This is a genomic window from Spiroplasma alleghenense, from assembly GCF_003363775.1.
GTDB lineage: Bacteria > Bacillota_I > Bacilli_A > Mycoplasmatales > Mycoplasmataceae > Spiroplasma_B > Spiroplasma_B alleghenense.
Window position 1 is genome coordinate 491,548 of sequence record NZ_CP031376.1, and the last position, 20,667, is coordinate 512,214.

At 28.6% G+C, this 20,667-nt stretch carries 16 protein-coding genes and 1 tRNA gene; 16 read left to right on the forward strand and 1 reads right to left on the reverse strand.

Annotated elements, in window-relative coordinates; translation table 4 throughout:
* Positions 1-5: 5 nt before the first annotated feature.
* From dnaG to SALLE_RS02280, 4 genes are read left to right on the forward strand one after another with little or no spacing between them, the layout of a single operon-like run.
* The gene (gene dnaG, locus SALLE_RS02265) at positions 6-1,853 is read left to right on the forward strand and encodes a DNA primase (protein ID WP_115558017.1); all 1,848 of its coding nucleotides are present in this window, start codon (positions 6-8) and stop codon (positions 1,851-1,853) included.
* A gap of 1 nt (position 1,854) precedes the next feature.
* Positions 1,855-3,255 (forward strand): sigma-70 family RNA polymerase sigma factor, encoded by a 1,401-nt coding sequence (locus tag SALLE_RS02270; RefSeq protein ID WP_115558018.1) that lies wholly within the window; start codon positions 1,855-1,857, stop codon positions 3,253-3,255.
* A gap of 1 nt (position 3,256) precedes the next feature.
* A complete protein-coding gene (locus SALLE_RS02275) occupies positions 3,257-3,949 on the forward strand; it encodes a tRNA (adenine(22)-N(1))-methyltransferase (RefSeq protein WP_115558019.1) in 693 nt (230 codons plus the stop codon).
* Positions 3,950-4,735 (forward strand): Nif3-like dinuclear metal center hexameric protein, encoded by a 786-nt coding sequence (locus SALLE_RS02280; RefSeq protein WP_115558020.1) that lies wholly within the window; start codon positions 3,950-3,952, stop codon positions 4,733-4,735.
* On the opposite strand, the gene ispH is transcribed toward SALLE_RS02280, so the two are convergent.
* On the reverse strand, positions 4,732-5,601 hold the full coding sequence (gene ispH / locus SALLE_RS02285) for a 4-hydroxy-3-methylbut-2-enyl diphosphate reductase (protein ID WP_115558021.1): 870 nt from the start codon (positions 5,599-5,601) through the stop codon (positions 4,732-4,734). The genes SALLE_RS02280 and ispH overlap by 4 nt on opposite strands.
* Positions 5,602-5,687: 86 nt before the next feature.
* Here ispH and SALLE_RS02290 point away from each other — a divergent pair, with 86 nt between their 5' ends.
* From SALLE_RS02290 to SALLE_RS02345, 12 genes are all read left to right on the forward strand, one after another.
* Positions 5,688-6,374, forward strand: a complete 687-nt coding sequence (locus tag SALLE_RS02290; protein WP_115558022.1) for a hypothetical protein — start codon at positions 5,688-5,690, stop codon at positions 6,372-6,374.
* 10 nt (positions 6,375-6,384) lie between these two features.
* Positions 6,385-6,472: transfer RNA gene (locus tag SALLE_RS02295), tRNA-Ser, on the forward strand.
* A gap of 26 nt (positions 6,473-6,498) precedes the next feature.
* Positions 6,499-7,473 (forward strand): hypothetical protein, encoded by a 975-nt coding sequence (locus SALLE_RS02300; protein ID WP_115558023.1) that lies wholly within the window; start codon positions 6,499-6,501, stop codon positions 7,471-7,473.
* Positions 7,474-7,590: 117 nt separating this feature from the next.
* Positions 7,591-8,958: a DEAD/DEAH box helicase gene (locus SALLE_RS02305; protein ID WP_115558024.1), complete on the forward strand. Its 1,368-nt coding sequence runs from the start codon at positions 7,591-7,593 to the stop codon at positions 8,956-8,958.
* 28 nt (positions 8,959-8,986) lie between these two features.
* The gene (locus SALLE_RS02310; RefSeq protein WP_115558025.1) at positions 8,987-10,465 is read left to right on the forward strand and encodes an AAA family ATPase; all 1,479 of its coding nucleotides are present in this window, start codon (positions 8,987-8,989) and stop codon (positions 10,463-10,465) included.
* A 27-nt stretch (positions 10,466-10,492) separates the two neighbouring features.
* The gene (locus SALLE_RS02315; protein ID WP_115558026.1) at positions 10,493-12,112 is read left to right on the forward strand and encodes a VWA domain-containing protein; all 1,620 of its coding nucleotides are present in this window, start codon (positions 10,493-10,495) and stop codon (positions 12,110-12,112) included.
* A complete protein-coding gene (locus SALLE_RS02320) occupies positions 12,090-12,452 on the forward strand; it encodes a PCC domain-containing protein (protein ID WP_115558027.1) in 363 nt (120 codons plus the stop codon). Before SALLE_RS02315 ends, SALLE_RS02320 begins: the two co-directional genes overlap by 23 nt.
* Before the next feature lie 175 nt (positions 12,453-12,627).
* Positions 12,628-14,172 (forward strand): cytoskeletal motor fibril protein Fib, encoded by a 1,545-nt coding sequence (gene fib, locus SALLE_RS02325; protein WP_115558028.1) that lies wholly within the window; start codon positions 12,628-12,630, stop codon positions 14,170-14,172.
* A 68-nt stretch (positions 14,173-14,240) separates the two neighbouring features.
* Positions 14,241-14,612, forward strand: a complete 372-nt coding sequence (locus SALLE_RS02330) for a hypothetical protein (protein ID WP_115558029.1) — start codon at positions 14,241-14,243, stop codon at positions 14,610-14,612.
* A gap of 82 nt (positions 14,613-14,694) precedes the next feature.
* Positions 14,695-16,476: a YitT family ABC transporter gene (locus SALLE_RS02335; RefSeq protein WP_115558030.1), complete on the forward strand. Its 1,782-nt coding sequence runs from the start codon at positions 14,695-14,697 to the stop codon at positions 16,474-16,476.
* Positions 16,477-16,522: 46 nt separating this feature from the next.
* Positions 16,523-16,810: a post-transcriptional regulator gene (locus SALLE_RS02340; RefSeq protein ID WP_115558031.1), complete on the forward strand. Its 288-nt coding sequence runs from the start codon at positions 16,523-16,525 to the stop codon at positions 16,808-16,810.
* A 7-nt stretch (positions 16,811-16,817) separates the two neighbouring features.
* Positions 16,818-20,666, forward strand: a complete 3,849-nt coding sequence (locus SALLE_RS02345) for a protein translocase SecDF, variant type (protein WP_115558032.1) — start codon at positions 16,818-16,820, stop codon at positions 20,664-20,666.
* Position 20,667: the final 1 nt, after the last annotated feature.

The following is a 20,667-nucleotide window of genomic DNA, read 5'->3' on the forward strand; positions in this document are numbered from 1 at the left end:
ACTAAATGTCAGACAAAATTTCTCAAGAGTTAATTAATAAAGTAATTCAACAAACTGATATTATAGAAATCATTTCCTCATATATTAAACTTCAAAAAAAGGGACAAAACTATCAAGCTATTTGTCCGTTTCATAAGGATAATAACCCCTCTATGGTTATTAGTCCTGCAAAAAAATTTTATAAATGTTTTTCTTGTAATGAATCGGGTAACGTCATTGATTTTGTTAAAAACTATGAGAACATAAATTTTGTTGAAGCCATTAAAAAATTGGCTTTAAAATTAGGTTTAGATGTAGGTTTTTTAAAAAATTTCAATTCAAAACCAAAGTTTAGTAGTTATCAGTTAAAGCTTTTTGAAATTAATCTTCATGCCTCTAAATTTTTTTCAGCTGTACTTAATAACAAAGTGGGGATAGATGCCAAAAAATATTTATTAAGTAGAAAAATAAGTGAAAAAGAAATTGCTTATTGAGAAATTGGTTTCTCATTTAAAGAAAGTGGTCTAAAAGATCATCTTATTCAAGTTGGTTTTAAAATTGAAGAAATTATTGATTCAGGAATATTAAAAGTTTTTGATACTAACATTAAAGATGTCTTTGTAAATAGATTAATGTTTCCTATAAAAAATGAAGACGGCCATATTATTGGTTTTTCAGGACGTGTAATTAATCAAAATGATTCACCAAAATATTTGAATACTTTTGAAACAAAAATATTTAAAAAATCAGAATTAGCATTCAATTTTAATAATGCAAAAAATGAAATAAAAAGAAATGATGAGATCATAATTTTAGAGGGATTTATGGATGTAATAAGCTTGAATCGAGCTGAAATTAAAAATTCGGTCGCAATTATGGGAACCTCCCTTAGCGATTTTCAAGTAGATTTATTTAAAAAAATAACTAAAAATTTTGTTTTATTTCTAGATGGAGACGAACCAGGAGTTAGAGCGGCATTAAAAGCCGCTTGTAAATTAATGGACTTGGGTATTAACGTTAAAATTATTGATAATGATTCAAATTTGGACCCTGATGAATTAATAAATAAATTTGGGGCAAAAAAAATAAGAGAATTAATTGATAAATCTCAACACCCAATTGATTTTGCAATCAATTATTTTTCAAGAAAATTAGATTTGAATGACCAAATTGGTTTAGAACAATTTATGAAAGAAATCAAAAATATTTTAATTCATATTCGCGGTGAAATTTTTCAGGCAAAAGCTATTTCCAAGATTAGTAAAATTTTAAATTTGAATGAAGATACAGTTCGCAATAGTATAGACGTGCGGTCGAATGCTTTAAAAACAGAATTTAAAAAAAGTGAAAATTTTAATTTTAAAGAGGAATTACCAAAGAACAATTTATCAAATGAAATTAAAACATTAAAAAGTTATAGATTTGCTGAAGAAAGTATTATTTATTATTTGGTTAATAATCGAGATAAGCTTGACTATTTAGAAGATAATTTAAATTTAATTAATAATTCAAACAACAAAAAATTAATTAATAAAATAATTGAAATATATAGAGTTCACAATTTAGAACCAGGTCAACCTGAAGAAATAAAGAAATATCTTAGCGATGAAAGCAAAAGCGCCAAACTTATAAATCAATTTGACAAAATAATTAATGAAACTAATTATTTTTTCTTAAAAAGTGTATTAAGTAATCACGGATTGGAAGATTCTTTATCAATTCTAGAAACTAAAAAGATTGAAGATAATAATAAAAGTTATTTAAAGAAAATGGAAGCAACTAGCGACTTAGCATTAAAGGAAAATTATAATAAAATAATTGAAAAAAATTATATAGAAGTTATTAAACTTAGAAAGAAAAGAGAGAAAAAATAAAATGGGCTTAAACGTAAAAACAATTGAAACATTTGAAGAATTTAAAAATTATTTATTCAGATACTTAGAAAAAAATGACAACGAAATTTCTCAAGAAGAAATTATTGAAGTAATTACAAAAAAATTTATTGATATTGAAGAAGATGAAATCGAAATTTTAATGAAAGAATTAACAGATAGAAACGTTGTCTTCACTGATGAAGAAATTGATGAAGATGAATTAGAAGAAGCGTTAAATAACTCAGATGATGAGAGTGAAGAATCAAAAAATTTAGAATCTGAATTTAAAGAGCGAAGTAAAACCCAAAAGGAGTTGAAGAAAACTGCTGGAATGACAACAACTGTAAAATATAGAGTTGGAGGAATAAGTAACGAGACTAAAATTCAAGACATTATTAAAGCCTACTTTAATCAAATTGGATCTTCAAAAATCTTAACAAAAGATGAAGAGGTATTTTATGCAAAAATGCTAGAAAGTGATGATGAAGAAGAAGTAAAAGCAGGCCGTGATAAATTAATTACCTCGAATTTAAAATTGGTAATTTCTGTTGCTCGTAAACATTTAAATCGTGGACTTGATTTTGCCGACCTTATTGAAGAGGGTAACATCGGACTTATGAAAGCTGTTGATAAATTTGACTATAAAAAAGGTTTTAAATTCTCAACTTACGCTACATGATGAATTCGTCAAGCGATAACTAGAGCGATTGCTGATCAAGCTCGTACAATTAGAATTCCGGTACATATGGTTGAAACGATTAATAAATTAACAAGAATTGAACGTCAATTAACCCAAGAATTTGGAAGAGAACCTACATCAAAAGAGATTGCTGAAAAATACGGAAATGGCATCACAGCAGCAAAAGTAATCGAAATTAAAAAATTATCAATTGAACCTGTTAGTTTGGAAAAACCATTTGGAGACGAAGATGACACCCATTTTGGTGATTTTGTTGAAGACAAAGATATTTCATCACCCGATGAATATGCTGAAAAGGAATCATTAAGAGAAGTTATTGATGAAGTATTTTTAGAAATCCTAGCTCCAAGAGAGGAAAAGGTTGTTAGAATGAGATTTGGAATCCTGCCAACAAAACTTAGAACTTTGATTCGTCTGGCCGAAGAATGTGATGATGATAGTGTAGATGAATTAAAAGAAGCTGTAATAAGTTTGGACATTCATTATGACACCCCAATTGAAAAAGTTCAAACATACCGCAATAAATGCATTCAAATCCATTTATCAAAATACGATTCACCCAAAACTTTAGAGGAAGTTGGTAAAGAATTGAAAGTAACTCGCGAAAGAATTCGCCAAATTGAAGCAAAAACAATTAGAAAATTCAAACCAACAGCTGCAAACCCTAAATCAAAAGTACTAAGAGATTTTTTTAAAGGATAAAATGAAGTTTTTAACGCCAAGATTGATAAAAATTGCTAGCCTTATAAAAGATGATGAAGAAATTGTTGCTGATATTGGTACCGACCATGCTTATTTACCAATTTATTTAGCTAAGGGTCACAAGGTTAAATATGTATATGCAAGTGATATAAATAAAAATCCTTTCAAAGTTGCCCAACAAAATGTAAAAAATTTTGGAGTTTCAGATTCTATTGAAGTAATAAATAGTCCGGGATTAGAATGAACTTTGGAGAGAGAAAATTTAATAATTGATTGCTGTGTAATTTCGGGAATGGGCAGTACTACAATTTTAGAAATTTTAAAAAAAGACAGCGATAAAATTAATTCTTATATTATTTCTTCTAATACATTAGTTGAGCCAATCCGAAAATGAGTAAAAGATAAAAAATTTTTTATTGAATTAGAAGTATTGGTTGAAGACAATGGTATTATCTATGAAATAATAAAAGTAAATAAATTTGCAGGTAAAAAAATTAAAACAAAGTCTCAAACTTGTTTTGGTCCAATTTTAATGAAAAACATTAATCAACTTTTTATCGATAAGTGAGTTAAGGAAAAGGAAAAAATAAATAAAATTTTAATCAACCTACCTGAAAAAGATAAAAAAAAGAAGACTTTTAAAAAACAACTTAAATTAATAAACAAATACACGAATAAGGAAATGAGTCAATAAATGAAAACCACAAAAATAATAAACTATTTAAACGAAAAATTTAGTCCAGAATTAGTTGCCGAATGAGATGCTTCTGGATTTCAAATTCAAGAAACTTTTAATGATCCTCAGAATGAGGATGTTAAAAAATTAATGGTTTGTTTAGACGTAACTAAAGAAGCTTTGGATTTTGCAATTTCTCAAGAAATTAAATTCATAATTTCAAGACACCCATTTATTTTTAATTCAATTGAAAAGGAACTTAATAATCCTGCTAAAAAAGATATGCTTCAACAAATAATTGAAAATAACATTCAAATTTTTACAATTCATACAAATTATGATGCTTCAGAAAATCAAATTCTAACAAAATTAATCGAAGATAAATTTGAAATTAAGTCAATTAACCGTGTAGGAGAAGATGGTGAAGGCTATGAATTTAATTTTAAAAAAGAAATTTCTTTAAGAAATTTGCTAGAAAATTTAAAATTAATTTTTAATGTTGATGATTTAAGAATCACAAAAAATTCAAACTTAGAAAGAATGATTAGTAATTTTTTCATTTGTACTGGAGCCGGAAGTCAAACAATGTTTTTTGAAAAAATGCAAAATCAAGTATTTGTAACAGGTGAGGGAAAATGAAATGAAGTAATTTTTGCTCAAGATAACAATAATGATTTAGTTTTGCTTGGTCATTATATGGAAAATTATTTTATAAAAGATATATCAGAAAAAATTACAAAAGAATTTGGTAAAGAAATCAATGTAATCGAATTTGATGTCCAAAATGGATGAAAGAAATTCTAATAGTTTTCTAGGAATTTAATTACATCCAATTGTATAAAACTAGGTGTGCTAGCTCCCGCGGTCACAGCTACGTTTTTTATATTTCTAAGAATTTCTGGCTTAATATCACTTTTAGATTGAATCAAGAGTGACTTGATGCCTTTTTTTGTACCAATTTCTACTAATTTATTAGAGTTGTTACTTTTTTTATCTCCAACCACCAATAGTAAATCAACTTCGGATTGATTAAGTTTTAAAACAGCCTCTTGTCTTTCAAGAGTTGCATCACAAAGGTCATTTTTTATTAATGCTTTAGGATATTTTTCTTTTATTGCTTTAAAAATAAATTCAGTATCTATTTTTGAAAGCGTAGTTTGGTTTGTGACAATTATTTTGCTATTTTCGATGACGTTTAGATCATTTACCTCATTTGCGCTAGTAATTAAAGTTATTTTTTCACTGATGCTTGTAAGAGCGATTGTTTCAGGATGACTATTTTTGCCTACAAAAATAACTGATCAATTATTTTTCAGATAATCATTAATTAATTCCTCTGTTTTTAATACTCATTCACATTTTGTATCAACCACAATCAGTCCATTTTTTTCAGATTGATTGATAACTTTAGAATCAGTTCCATGAGCTGAAAAAATTACAACTGAACCACTCTCTAATTTTGAAACTAAATTAAGACGACTTTCATTCCTGTCATCTAGTAAAATAACTCCTAAATCTATAAATTCTTTAACAATAATATCATTGTGTACAATTTTACCAATCATATAAATTTTTTTATCTGGGTACTTTTTGACTGTTTCTCTGGCAATTTTAATTGACTTAACAACTCCAAGGCAAAATCCCCTTGGAGTAACTCTTATAACATTCATTAAGCCACATCCTCGTTAAAATTAATTTTACTTTAAAATATTAAAAAATTCTATTATTTTACTTTAAAATAAAAAGAGAGGTCATTATGTTTAAAAAAATAATTAACGAGTTGAGAATAAATAAAAAAATTGCCCAAATTTTTTGACTTTTTGTTACTCTGATAATAATGCTGTTATTTTTAATAATAACTTGGAATGTTGCTGGAAATTTTGAGCGTGGTCAGAATGGTTTTAAATTGCTTCGTGGAGGAATTTACTTTATTTTTGTTAATAATGCTAGTCGCGCTAGTCAGGGTTATATCATTAGCGGGGCTGTTCTGGCCTTTTTTCCAATGATAATAATTTTCCCAATTTTTTATTTCAAAAGTACAAATTATTTAATTAACTTTAAAATTAAAAAATATTTCCCGCAAGTAATAAATTACTCTAGGTGAAGCAAAATGATTCATATGATTATCTTAATTTTAATTTTTTTCACAATTGGTGCTATTATTACAACTTCAAACGGAGGGTCTCTAAAGCCTCGTGAAAGTTATAAGATTATTCTTTGAGCATTTGATATATCCAATATTGAAAAACACACTGCAGGTATTGGAATGTGATTAGTTTGCTTTGGTGCTATGATACCAACTTTAGTGCTTCTTATTTGAATATTATCAATTGGACTTTCTTTTGTATTTTCAAAATGAGGTAGCTATATTTCGGAAAAAAAAGCTTTAAAATTATCTAAAAAACAATCTCAAGAAAATCAGGAAAATAATGATATTATTTAATTATATATTCGGAAAGTTGTCAGAGTGGCCGAATGAGGCGGTCTCGAAAACCGTTGTTTGTAAAAGAACCCAGGGTTCGAATCCCTGACTTTCCGCCATAAAAAAATAAAAAGGGGGTTATTTTATGCGAAAATTGACGCTAATTTTAGCTAGCTCAACATTCTTATTTGCATCAGGTGCATCTACTATTTCTTGCTATTATAACCCTAATGATAAAATGACTGATGCTGAAAAAATCGCATCAATTAAAAATATTTCAGATAAGGACATTGAGATTGCTGATTATGATTTTCCAACTTATTTTTCAGCAGAACTCCAAAGACAACTTGATGATAATTTTTCGGAGTTTTTTTCAGATCAAAAAATTGATGAAAAGACTCAGGTAGCATTAACAACAAATATTTCTACTGGAATTATTGCTAATGAGGCTTTTTCTCAACTAGCAAAGAAAAATAAAAAGTTCTCTTGAATGTTTTCTAAAACTAGAGAGCAAGGTAATCGATTTAGTTTTAATAACTTTAAAGTTGAAAATGTGCAAAATTCAATTAACTCAATGTTTGTTAATGAAAATGATTGAATTACCAATGTAACATTTATGGATGAAGAATTAAAGCCTTGGCTACTATCACCTGAAATATTTGTTCCAGAAGATGAGGTTGTTGAGGAGAATTTTGATTCAAATGAAATTAATAAATCCCTAATTGATGATGAAAATAATGATGAAAATAATGATGAAAATGAATTATTTTATTACAATGTTGATTTATCAAAGTTAGAAAATTATCCTAAATTTATTCGTTTTAATGTTTTGGGGAAAATAGCATATGATGATTATGGTAATGTTATTATTGAAGAATCTAATCCAGCAGCTATAGTTTATGACAAAAGCGGAATACCGGTTAAAAGAGGGGAAACTACATTTGTTGATGACTTCGGACCAGTGGCACAGGGGACAATTACCTCGAGTAAAGCTTTAAGAATTGCTGATAAATCTTTTGAAGATAATAATTACTATTCAATTTCAGCATCAACCTTAGATTACACTATTTCAATTTTTGATTTTTGAAATAATGTTTCATATTTTGAAGAATCACTTTAAAGTGATTCTTTTATATTAATTTAGTAATTTTTAAGCAGCTTTTAACATGACTTACGATGTTAATTTCTTTAACTACTGCAAATATGCTATAATTTATCAAGTTAAAGAGGTGAGAACATGAGTTTTGAAAGTTTTGGTTTTAAAAAATTTATAAATGATGCTTTAAATGAAATTGGTTTTAAAGAACCGACTTCGATACAAAGTCTTGTTATTCCTAAAATAAAAAAACACGCAAATATCGTAGCGCAAGCTCATACGGGAACCGGTAAAACTCATGCTTTTTTATTACCAATTTTAAATAATATTGATATTAATGAAGAAAAAACTCAAGCAGTTATAATTACTCCTACAAGAGAACTAGCTCGTCAAATATTTCAAAATGCGAGCGAAATTATTAATTTTAACAAAAAGATTTCAAAAGCGATTTTTATTGGAGGACAAGATAGCCAAAAGCAGCAAGAACAACTGCATAAACAGCAACCAATGCTTGTTGTGGGAACACCATCGCGTTTAAAAGAACTCTATGAGACAGGGGCTTTAAAAATAACTACAACAACTTTTGTTGTAATCGATGAATTTGATATGATTTTTGATCTTGGATTTATTGATGAGATCGATTTTTTGCTTTCCAAAATGAAAGAGTCTGTTAATATATCTTTATTTTCAGCAACTTTACCAAATGAATTAAAACCTTTTTTAGTTAAATATTTAAATAACGCTCTATTCATTGATGATTCTAAAAATAAGCCATCAAATAAGAATGTGGAGCATGCCTTAATATGAACAAAAAACCGCGAAAATCAGTCAGTATTTAATAATTTAATAAACTCTATAAATCCTTATATAGTAATTATCTTTGTTAATCGTAAAGATCAAGTTAATATGGTCAATGGTTGATTAAAGGATTTGGGAATAAATAATGTTGGTGAACTACACGCTGGACTAGACCCCAGAATCAGAGCAAGCATGCAAAAAAGAGTTCAAAATAATGAATTTAAATATATTATCGCAACCGATATGGCAGCAAGAGGTTTGGATATCAATGGAGTGAGTCATATTATTTCAATAGACTTGCCAAATGATTTATCATACTACATTCATAGAAGTGGTCGAACTGGTAGAAATAATTTTACAGGTCAATCATTTGTGCTTCACAATTCAGACAATCAAAGTTCAATTGAACAATTGCAAAAAAATGGGGTTGAGTTTAAAAACTTTAAACTTATAGAAAATAATTTAGTAGAAATAAGTCCTAAAGCTAAAAAACCAAAATATTATAACCCACTTTCACCAGGGGAGGTAGCTTCCAAAAAGGTTGTTGCCAAATATAAAAACGAAAAAGTTAAACCAAATTACAAGAAAAAACGTAAGGCCGAGTTACTAGAAATTAAAAGAAAAATTCGTAGAGAACATATTAAAGAAAATATATCAAAAATTAAAAAAGAAAAATACCAAAAGCGTCGCCAAGATATTTTTGAAAACTAAGAAATAGAAAAAAATGAGGTTGTATTCAATGAACATTAGTAGCCGTATAAAAAAATTAATTGAGCAAATTTCTTTTGAAGTTTATGAAAAAGAAGAAATCTTTAAGCTAGCAATTTTAGCTATGCTTGGTGGAGAATCTATCTTTCTTTTAGGTAAGCCCGGAATCGCTAAGTCTTTGATTTCGCGAAGAGTTAAATTTGCTTTAAAAGATGGTAAAAACTTTGAATATTTAATGTCTAAGTTTTCAACTCCAGAAGAAATTTATGGTCCAATTAATATAAAAGAATTACAAGAAGGAAGATATGTCAGAGTTATCGATGATTACTTACCAACAGCTAATGTAGGTTTTCTTGATGAGATTTGAAAGGCTGGTCCTAGTATTCAAAATACTCTTTTAACGATTATTAATGAAAAAATTTTTAGAAATGGTGGGCGCGATGTTAAAGTGCCGCTAAATCTTTTAATTTCAGCCTCAAATGAATTACCAACTCCTGGAGAGGGTCTAGAAGCTCTATATGACCGTTTCATTATTAGATATATTGCCGAGGGGCTTAAATCTAAGGAGAACTTTGAGCAACTTTTAGCGGGCGAATCTTCTTTGGATGTTGTTGTTGATCCAGAATTACAATTAACTAGTTTTGAACTTGATAAGTGAAAAAAAGAAATTCGTGAAGTAAAATTGTCTCGTGAGACATTGGATTTTATTCACTATTTTAGAAATAAGTTGGTTCAAACAACTTCGGGTAGAGCTTATATTTCTGATCGAAGATGAAAAAAAATATCTGGACTTATCAAGACCAGTGCATTTTTTAATGGTCGATCAGAAACTGATTTACCAGACCTATTTTGTATTCCATATTGCATTTGAGACAACGAAGAAGAAGAAAAAGAATATCGCAGTATTTTTAATAATGCTTTCTTGGAAAATTTTGGACAAGATTTTAGAGGTCAAAAAAATCAATTGTTAAATCAGGTTGATGCCCTTGCGATGCAAATTAATCAAGTTGAAACTCAATTTTTAAGACTTACAGTTTATGATTCGCCATACAAAAGTAAAACCCAGGGTACCTATTATCGTATTTTAAATCCAGAATCTCAAGAAATGGCAAAATACTTATTCATCTCAGCAAGAGATTGGAATAAGTTGGCAGCGATTCCGGGAACTATGATGGAATTGCCGATTTTCTTTGGTTCAAGCGAAACAAAATACGAGGGCAGCAAAATCTCAAGAGTTCAATATCATAAGGCAAATCAAATTATGTTCCTTGATGACAACAAAAAGTTATTTTTAGAAAATGATAATGCGGGTGAATACAACAAGGAAACGATTAAGTTAAACCAAAAAATGACAGAATTAGAAAACGACGTCAAAAATATTAGTTTGAATATGTATAAAATATATAAAAAATATACTAAGATGGAATGTATTTTCTTTGACAAAAATTATAACAAGCAAATTGCTTTGGCATTTGATGTTGATTCATCAGAGGAGTCAAAAGAAGAATAGATAATAAGATTAACTAAGAGGTGTCAAATGAAACAGGTAACTTTAATTAATGATGATTTGTTTTTGAGTGAATTAAATAAATTAAAACAAGAGGATCTTGATAATCAATTCTTCAAAGAATTTAAGACAAAAAATAAACAAGTTGCTAGACAATTTGATGAAAAGATTAGCGGATTTTATGACGGAATAATGCAAAATAGCGCCAGTGTTATAAAGTTACCTCAAAAAGTTAATGAAGAAATTGCTTATTTTCATTATATTAGTGCCAAGTTAACTTTAATTAATATTTTAGATGATTTACCAATAATTAGAAAAAAACTGTTTCAATTAGATTCGCCAATGCTAGAAAATGTTGACGAAATTAATAATAAATTAATTAAAGGGGAAATAAGCCCAGAATTCGCCTATAATGAATTTGTTACTAAATGAACCTTTATGTTGACTAAAAGAGTTGTTGATTATCGTTTGAAGACGATCCAAGATTTACGATTCAATTACTTGGTTAATATCTATGATTTGGTTAATAACTATACCAAATTCAGCAAAGCACATAAAATGCTAAAAGAAACATTCGAAGATTTAACATCGATTGATGATAATGATATTTTAAATAATTTAGATACTATTAATAAATTTTCAGACTATCTTTATAAAGATCGCTCAATTTTGAAAATTGCAGAGATTTTAGGTCGACTAAATGGTGAAGATGATAAGTATGAAATAAATATTACTCAAAAAATTTCTTATTATGAAACTGAGGTTAAACTTCCTTATAACCCAGAGGAAATTGTCGGTATTACAGAATCAAAGGATTTAGAACATGTTTTACCTGCTGAATTAGGTTATTTATTTAACCCGATTCTTCAAACAATATTTTATAAAAAATTTTCAGAAAACAAACTCCAAACTTTCTTATTTCATAGTAAAGAGAAAATCACAGAAGAAGAATATGTGGATGTTGAGTTTGAAGCACCAATTCCTTTAAAACAAGGAAAATTTATCATTTGTATTGATACAAGTCTTTCGATGGAAGGTTCAGGGGAGTTTATCGCTAAAGCATTAGCTTTAGCAATTTGCAAAGTAGCATTAAAGGAAAAGCGCGAAATCTTAATAATCAATTTTTCTGATTTTGAAATTGAAGAAATCGAGATAGATCCCCATAGTTTTCCAATTCAAAAAATACTAAAATTCTTATCAAAGTCATTTTATGGTTCAACTAATGCTGTACCAGCTTTCATGATGGCTATCAAAAAGATGCATCAAGAGAAGTGAGAACGTGGAGATTTATTGGTAATTTCGGATTTTATGTTAAAAGATATGCCAACTGAGATTCGTGAAAAAGTATTAGAGCTTAAAAATAACTATAACCGCTTCCACTCTGTCTTTGTCGGCAATAGTCCAAATAAAAACTTGCTGGATGTTTTTGATAATAATATGTATTATGATCCTGATGATCCTAAAGCTAGCGAACAAATTGTAAAGTCTTTAAATCAAACTTTAACAGGTTTAGATCGTCTTTCAGACGAAAAAATTGATCAACTTGAGAAAATTAATCAAGTTAATAAAGAATTGCGCGAAGAAGCAAAAAGTAGAAAAGTTATAAAAAATAAAGAAGGAAAAATTAATGGAAATAAAGGAAAGATCTAATCGAATTTTGGTAGTCCTAAATTCGGGTGAAAATATTAAAGATATTATTACAGACGTAATTTTACAATATGGAATTATTGAGGCTTCAATTATTGGTTTTGGTTACATGAAGGAATTAGAATACGGTTACTTAGAAAAGGAAGACCCAATTTTTTATCAAAAAAGTTTTCAAAAAGAGACAGTTACCGTTTCAAGTTTTAATGGTTCAGTAACTGACCGTAATTTTCATATTCACTTATTTGGGGTTAACAAAAAAAACCAAAGTCTTGGAGGACACTTTATTAATGGCCTAGTGGGTGAAATGTTTTCAATCACAATTGACGTATTTAAAACAGAATAACACTTATTGATTATAAATTGTCAACTAAAATGAGTTTTTAGTAAATGTTTATTAAAAAAACTTACTTTTTTGTTGAATTACATTTTTAATTAAAATATAATCTAATTAGCATTTTATGTATTACTTCAAAGTAGTGCATAAGGAGCGATAAGAAAAAATGAGGTGCAAAAAGATAATGATAGGAATTATCTCAACAGCATACTTCACATTGAAAGATCGTAAAGACATCAAGACTATTAAAAAGTACTGATGAAGAAATATGGTTATTCAAATTCTGAAGTATAGAGGAAAAACATTTATCATAGCTACAATTGGTTATGGTAAAGCAAACGCCGCAATGGCAATTACTTACCTAATGGAAGAATACAAACAATTAGAAACTGTTCTTAACGTAGACTTAGCTTTATCAACAAATGATAAATTTGATACAACAGACACTGTTATGTCAACTAAATTTATTTACAGAGATGCAGATTTAACTGTTTTTAAAGACATTAAATATGGACAAATCGTTCATGAACCAGAAGCTTTCCAATTTGATACTGAATTAGTACAAACTGTTAAAAACTTTAAATTAGGTGTTTCAGATGGAATTATCGGTACTGCTGATATGTTAATCTACAACTCAAAACAATTTAAAGAAATGGTTGACAAATACGGACAAACAATTGATGTAATTGATACAGAAGCTGGAGCATTAGCTCAAGTTGCTAAAAAATCAACTGTTAACTTCTTAGCAATGAAAATTATGTACAACAACGCTCTAAGTCCATGAGACAATGATCCATTACATAAATTCAAAATTTACGAAACAACAAACACTTTGAAATTCTTACTAATAAGATTACTTAACTTATTATCTTCAAAACTTGTTCTAGACTTTAGCAAAAACTCACTTGATGAATTAGACATTATTAATGACTTATTCGAAATTGAACACGATGCTTGAGTAAAACGTTTCAGCCCAGCTGCAACTCAATTACTTTCAGGAACAGGACCATCATTGATGGCACTTGATGCTAAAGGTTTAAAACCAGAAGCAATTGACTTAGTTGAAGTTCTAAAACAAAAAGTTGAAGAAGAAGGACCAAGTAAAATTATTTTAGGAGAAGATGAATGAAAACATGCTCCTAAAAAATGATTGAAAAAAATTATGTTCTTAGAAAACATGCACGTAAACGAAGATGAATTGTTATGAAACCGTTCAGCAAAATACGATGTTAAAGCAGAAAAAATCTTCACAATTGAAGAAACTGCTAAAGCAATCGCAAAAACTATCGCTGACCGTTCACAAGACAAATCATCATATGCATACGATGGAACTACTGCACAAAACAAATACCTTATGGTAACTTGTGACCCATTAGTTTCTTTCTACATTACAAATAACCAAACTCACGAGTTTGTTGAAGAAAGAAAATTTGGTAGTGAATTAGTTGTTAACGAATTTATGAAATACTTAAATAACGATTTAAAAGATGTTGAATCACCATTTACAAAAATCGCAATTCTATTTAAAATTCCAGCAATCGGAAACAGAAAAATTCCAGTATTCATCGAAACTGCTAAAAAAGCTAACCAACCAATTAAATTCTTAGGTTACTCAGAATCTAACCAACAAAAATATACAGTTGTAGATATTTCAAGAAATGACTACGACCCAATTAAAGTTGGATCATTCAAAGTAACAATTAGACTAAAAACTGAATTAGCTAAATAACAAAAAGAAGCCTTAGGGTTTCTTTTTTTTAACTTTTTCCAGTAAAATTAAACTATTGTGAGGTAGATATGAGTAATTCTTCTAAAAATCAAAATGCAGGTTATCAGAACTTTTTGGCCGAAAAAAAACAACGCGATCAAAAACTTTTAGACCAACAAAAAAATATTCGCGCCAAGCCCCAGATTAAGGCTGTACCACCAAGAGATGCCAAATTCGAGCAACTAATTTTGAAAGCTAAAACTAAAAATCAAAATAATCAAATTAAGGTTGAGGAAAAACTTAATCTGGAGTATTTGAAGATATCAGTCTTAAAAACCAAAACTGTTAAAGGCAAAAAAAGTAAGCCAAATGATACTGAAGTTTTAAGAGACAAGATTGCAAATCGAGTCTCAAAAAAACATGTTTTTGGTAATATTATTTCTAATTATCGCAAAAAATAGTCTTAAAAAATTTTTTTTTAAGACTATTTTCATTTTTTAGTTTATTATTAGTTTATTGAGTGATATTAAAGAAGGAAAGATTATGTCAGATAAATTGAAAGATAAAGAAGCCAAAATAACTACTAAAGAAGAAATTATCCCTTCGGTAGTAAATCTTGAAAAGACCGAAATTGTTATCACTCCAGACGGCCAAGTAAGTGAGGAACTTGGAATTGAAAAATTATCTCAATCAGCCAATTTCTCAAAAATTGAAAAAAATTTAATTTCCCGACGTGAGCAATCAATTTTAATCGCCAACTATTTTAAAATCAGATTCTGAAAAGACCTTGGAATGGTGGCTTTTTCTGCATTTTTAGCAACAATAGCATTTGACTACTTTATTACCTCGACTGGACCAACAGGGCTATTCCCAGCCGGTCTTGGTTCGTTAGCTCGTTTCTTTGGTTTACTTTCTTCAGATGAAATCGCCCAACAAGCAGCCTTGTACTTTGTTTACTACTTTCTATTAAATATTCCATTAATGATTTTTGGTATTATGCGACTAGGGTGAAAATTTACTTTTACCACTTTTTTATACATAGTTTTACAAATCGCATTTGACCAAATTATTAGACTAATACCATTAATTAATCCCCAAGAATTTCATTTGCTAATTGATGTAAATATCTTAGACCAAAATCCTGCAAGTTGAAACAATTCAATTTGGCTATTTTTATTTGCGATTATTGGGGGAGCTTTAATCGGAACAGCTTATTCTTTTATTTATAAAATTGGTTCATCAACAGGGGGAATGGATTTTATTACAGTTTGAATTTCACGTAAGAAATCAAAACCACTAGGAAGCTTAAATCGTAATATTAACTTATTTATTTTGACAGTGATTATTATTTTGAATGCTATTGTTTTAAACCCATCACTATTTTCCAATGATTTACTAATATCAGCATTAAAGACGTTGGATTTTGAATCAGCTTTTGCTGGTAAAAACTATGTTACTGTCAATGGTGATAAAATTGACTTATTTAGTTCAATGTTTAATAATTTAATTCATTCAAAATATAATGGGCCAGAAGAATTGGCTTCAAATACTGATAATTTTGTTGAATTCTGAAAAAATAATTCTCATTATTTTGATCCACAATTCTACTATTCATTCAATCCTTTAATTGAGCAAAATGCTTTGTTATTCAAAAATGGTTTATTCCTCTTTGATTACGATAAACTTATCGCAAGTGGATTAACTGACTCTCAAAAAGCTACAGCTTGAAATTACTTATATATTAATTCCGTGGTAAATGGATATAGTAATCTTCCAAGACACTTAGAAGCTTGATTAAGAGTTAAATTCATTTTTGGACCAACGCTATTTGCTTCAATCCTATTAGTAATTACTTCAGGGGTTTTAACAAATGCAATGTATCCAAAATACAAAATCCGCACTTACATGATTACAACTAAACTAATGCACCAAATCAGCTCTGTTTTGACTGAAAATGGTTATGAAAACGATATAATGGCCTGGGATGCTACAAATAGAATTAATGGTAACTATTTACATCGAAGTGTTATAATGGTATCAATGTCAGTGATGGATTGAGATATAATCGAAAAATTGATATTTACTACCGATCCGTTTGCAAAAGTTAATGTGATTAAGACCAAGGAAATTAAGGGATTATTCAAGTTTGAAGTTAAGAAAAACGACGAAAGAGAATATGTTCATCAGTCGGTTGTTGCTGACGCAAATGAACTTGAAAAAATCCGTCAGGTTGCCTTTGTAAAGTCAAATCGTTTAAAAGAGCGCGAGGCTCGTAGACAGGCAAAAATAAAAATTAAAAAAAATGGTAAAAAAGTAGAAAATTAACTAAATAATCAATATAATAATAAGAGTTATTTATGAGGTGTATATTTTGATTAATCCAGAAAACAAGACCGTTCTAGAAAACTATGTTCTTGCTATGTTGGAAATCAAGACGATCGAATTACGCCACAAAATTTACAACATATCTATTATTGAAGTTTTAGATTATTTAAGAAATTTTGTTTTAAAAGGCAGAAAAATTAAGTCAATAAGCGAAGCTTCTTACTTCATTTTTAACATTAAAATAAATTACTTAATGGAGTATCTAAATATAAAAGAATATACTCGTCAGGGAGATTCATTGGAAAATGACTTGAAAAGTATTTTAGAGGGATAGTGATTTCGTGAAAAATAAAAAATTTAAATCAAATTCATTCAACAAGAATTTCTTTAGAGTTTTAACTGTTTTATTTATTACAGTTGCAATGATAATAAGTATCTTTTTCTCGGCATCTTCAGTGAATGATAATATTAAATTTGGTAAGGACATCAAAGGTAGTTTTGTTGCTACAGTTGGTGTTTTTGATAATTCTGATTCTTCTGGAAACTCTGCAATTGGTCTACCAAATGGTGACGCGGAGGCGGCTGCAGAAATTTTAAATAATAAAATTGATCCAATGGGGAACCAACAAGTAAACGTAATCGCAACAGATAAACACTACTTAAGAGTTTCGGCTCCAAAATCTTCTTTTGATAACAATGAAAGTCGTTTTCGTACAACAATTCAAAGAAGTGGTGGAATTTTTATCTTTGATTCAAGCTGAAAAGATTTACTTTTTAGTGATGATAATAAGCGTACAAAAATGAGTGATGTTTTCTCAGGAGCTTCTGCAACAACTATTGGTCAAGGAACAAGAAATGCGCCATTTATTAGATTTGACTTACCTTCTGCAGGTGGAAAATTCAGTGAAATAGTTGATTCTCTAAATCCTGAAAATGGCGATCCTACACCGCTTACTATTATGACTGATGTTGATAGTTTTTTAGATGATTTTAGAACTTACTATGCAATTAATAATTCAAGTGATGAAAGTCTTGATATTTGATTTAATAAAATTCTAAAACCATTAAGAGAAAAATATCGTAATTCACAAGATGATTTATTTAAAAAAGTTTTATTTGATTTATTTTTTGGAGAATACACTTATTCAGATAATAATGAGACTTCAATTCGTCGTGAAAGTTTAATTTCAGAAGCTAGTGCCTTCCAAACAGCTGATCAATTTAAAAAAGTTATGGGATCTTGAAAATTCCTTTCAGACACCAACAAATATATTTATGATCCTAACTCAACTGAAGAGGACTTCGATGGAACAAATGGAAAATACAAAACTCCAGTTAGAGGTTGAACATCAAATACAGTTTTTGGAGACATTGGAAAAATAAAAGACGTTTTTTCAATACTTTCAAACAACATTTTCAATACCGCTCTTTCAGTTGATCAAGATAGATTTAGTGAATATTTCCTTTATTCAGGTAATGTATCTAAATCAGAGCCAGCGACTAAAAGTGGTGGTTTCATAGGGGATTCAGGTAAAGCATTCTTTGCACAAACTTCAACTTTCTCTCAAGCAAAACAAGCTGAAGCAACTTTTAAAGCAGCTTCAAAAGGTTTCTCGTTTTTTGTATTTTCAGTTAGTGAAAATCAAGGAACAATAAGCTGAATTTTATTTTTAATTTCTTCAGCTGCATTAATTTTAATTGCTGTTTTAATTGCGATATTCCTTCTAATTTTCTATAGATTACTAGGACTATTCTTGATTATAGTAATTTCGACAACAATAGCCATAATGATGGTTTCTGCCAATGTATTTAATTTAACATTTGGAGTCGAAACTCTTGGCGCGATATTTATTGTTGTTGGTTTAATTTTGGATATGAATATAACTTTATTTGAAGCAATGAAAAAAAGTATGTTCTTAAAGAAACGAAGTTTCAAATCCTCATTTATTATTTCTCATAGAGATACAATTGGAGGGGTAGTTGATGCTGCTGTAGTTCTTATTATTCCAAATATTATTCTGTTTTGAAATTCTTCAAATGTAATTAAAAGTTTTGCAACTCTAGTTACAATTGGTGGTTTTATTACAATCATTCTTTCTATTTTTGTAATTCGTGTAATGATTTATTATTTAGCTAAAACTGAATATTTAGATTTACACCCAAATTGATTTGCAATAAATACTACCATGTCTAAAAAAACCACTTTCATGATTGAAATGAAATACAACAGTCTAGATGCAAAAATAAAGGCAGCAAGCATCAAAGAACCTTTGGGTATAAAAATAAGTAAATTAAGAGAAAAATTAGCATTTTATCAAGAAAATTCTAATGATAAATTAGTTAAGAAATACCAAGATGCTATTGATAAATTAGTTAAAAAGCAAGATAAAATTTTATCTAAAGATGAAATTCTTTTATCAAAATATAATGAAAAATTAGCACAATTAAAAATAAAACGTGAGAAAGCTTTACAAAAACGCCTAGAAAAAGAACAAAAATATGAAAATGTTTTGGTTGAAAAATTCAAGAAAAAAATTGATAAATATGAAATCAAAAAAAATAAATATTTAGCACTTGAGAACAACCCAAAAGTTTTCAAAATCGATGCTGCAATCGAAGAGACAAGATATCTAATTGATAATAATTTTAGTATAGATGACTCTCTTGTTAGGGAATCTGATAATGAAGAAAACCTGGTGATTCCAAATGAACCTGAAACTCCAAAAACTGCTGCTGAAAAAATTCGTGTAAAAAGACGAGAAAGAGGAATCTTTAAATTCAGTAAATTATTTTTAATTTTTATTGCATTGTTAGCTTCTTTGGCAACTGTGTTAGGTCTAAGTGTTGGACCAAATTATGATTCATCATTTGGTAAGGGTTCAGAATTCTATATTTGAGGAGATTATGTTGAATCAACTTATTCAAAAGTCGAGGAACTGAGTTCAGGAACTTGATGAATTGACGATGAACCTGTGCCAACCGAATTACAAGATTTTGCAAAAGATTTACTAGTAAGTCCATCAGTAAATGAAAATGAAAAACTCTATCAAAAAACTAAATCAGCAACTGAAATGCTAGAATTTGTAATTTCAAGAGACAAGTATTTCAAAATTTTAACAAGTTCAAATTTATCGGCCCCAAGTATTAAAACAAATTTTGGTGTAAACTACACTAAATTTGAGCAAACTGGAGATAAGGCTGATCAAGCACCTTGAATTATGTTAACTTTTAAAACTACTAATAAAAAAGTTTTAAAATCAATTAACAATATCTTGATTCAATTTACAGATAAAACCGCTGGTTCATCAAACGACCCAGAGCGTGGAGTTCAAAGACTAATTTTAAGTCCTTTCTCAACAGTTAAGTTAATTCAAGAATTAGCAATTTCTTTATTGATAATAATTGCTGGTCTAATAATTTATATTATTATTCGTTTTAAATGGACTTATTATGTTGCCATTACACTGGCTCTCACACTAGGTCTTGCAACCTTTGCTTCAGCAATGGTAGTACTACAAATTCCTTTAGGATTTAGTATAATTATTTCTGCTTCGATATTAATAAGTTTTATTTTAACAAACGCAATAATGATTCTAAATCATGGAAAAGTATTAATTCAGAGTAAAAACGAAAAATCATTAACAAACTACTTTAACAAGGAAATTGATATTTCAGTAAATAACCGCGAAAACGCAGCTATTTACAGAGCTGACGTAAGAAAATTAAAATTAGAACTAAAATTAAAATTACAAAGCAAAGAAATATCAAAAGAAGATAAAAAAAATATCAAAAAAGAATTCAAAGCAGCTAAAAATGCCGAAATGGTAAAACTGAAGGAACTAAAAAAGGAAAACTCAGTAAAACTATCTAGAGCTGCGAAAGATAATAACTATTTAAAAGAAGTTATTGTTGATGTTATGAATTTTGCGATAAAAAGATTATTATTAATCGGAATATTCTATGTTGCAATTGCGATTACTATGATATTGACAATGCCAAATATTTTTGCCTTTGGACTTTCAATGTTGCTGGGAATAGTTATTTCGATGTTTGTAACAATGTTTATTATTATCCCAATTTGAATATTCTTGGAACAATGAAGATTAAGAAATCGTTTAGCATTTAAAAGATACATTAATAGTCTAAAAGTATCTCAAGAAGAACAAATAATAGAAGGTATTAACGACTAGA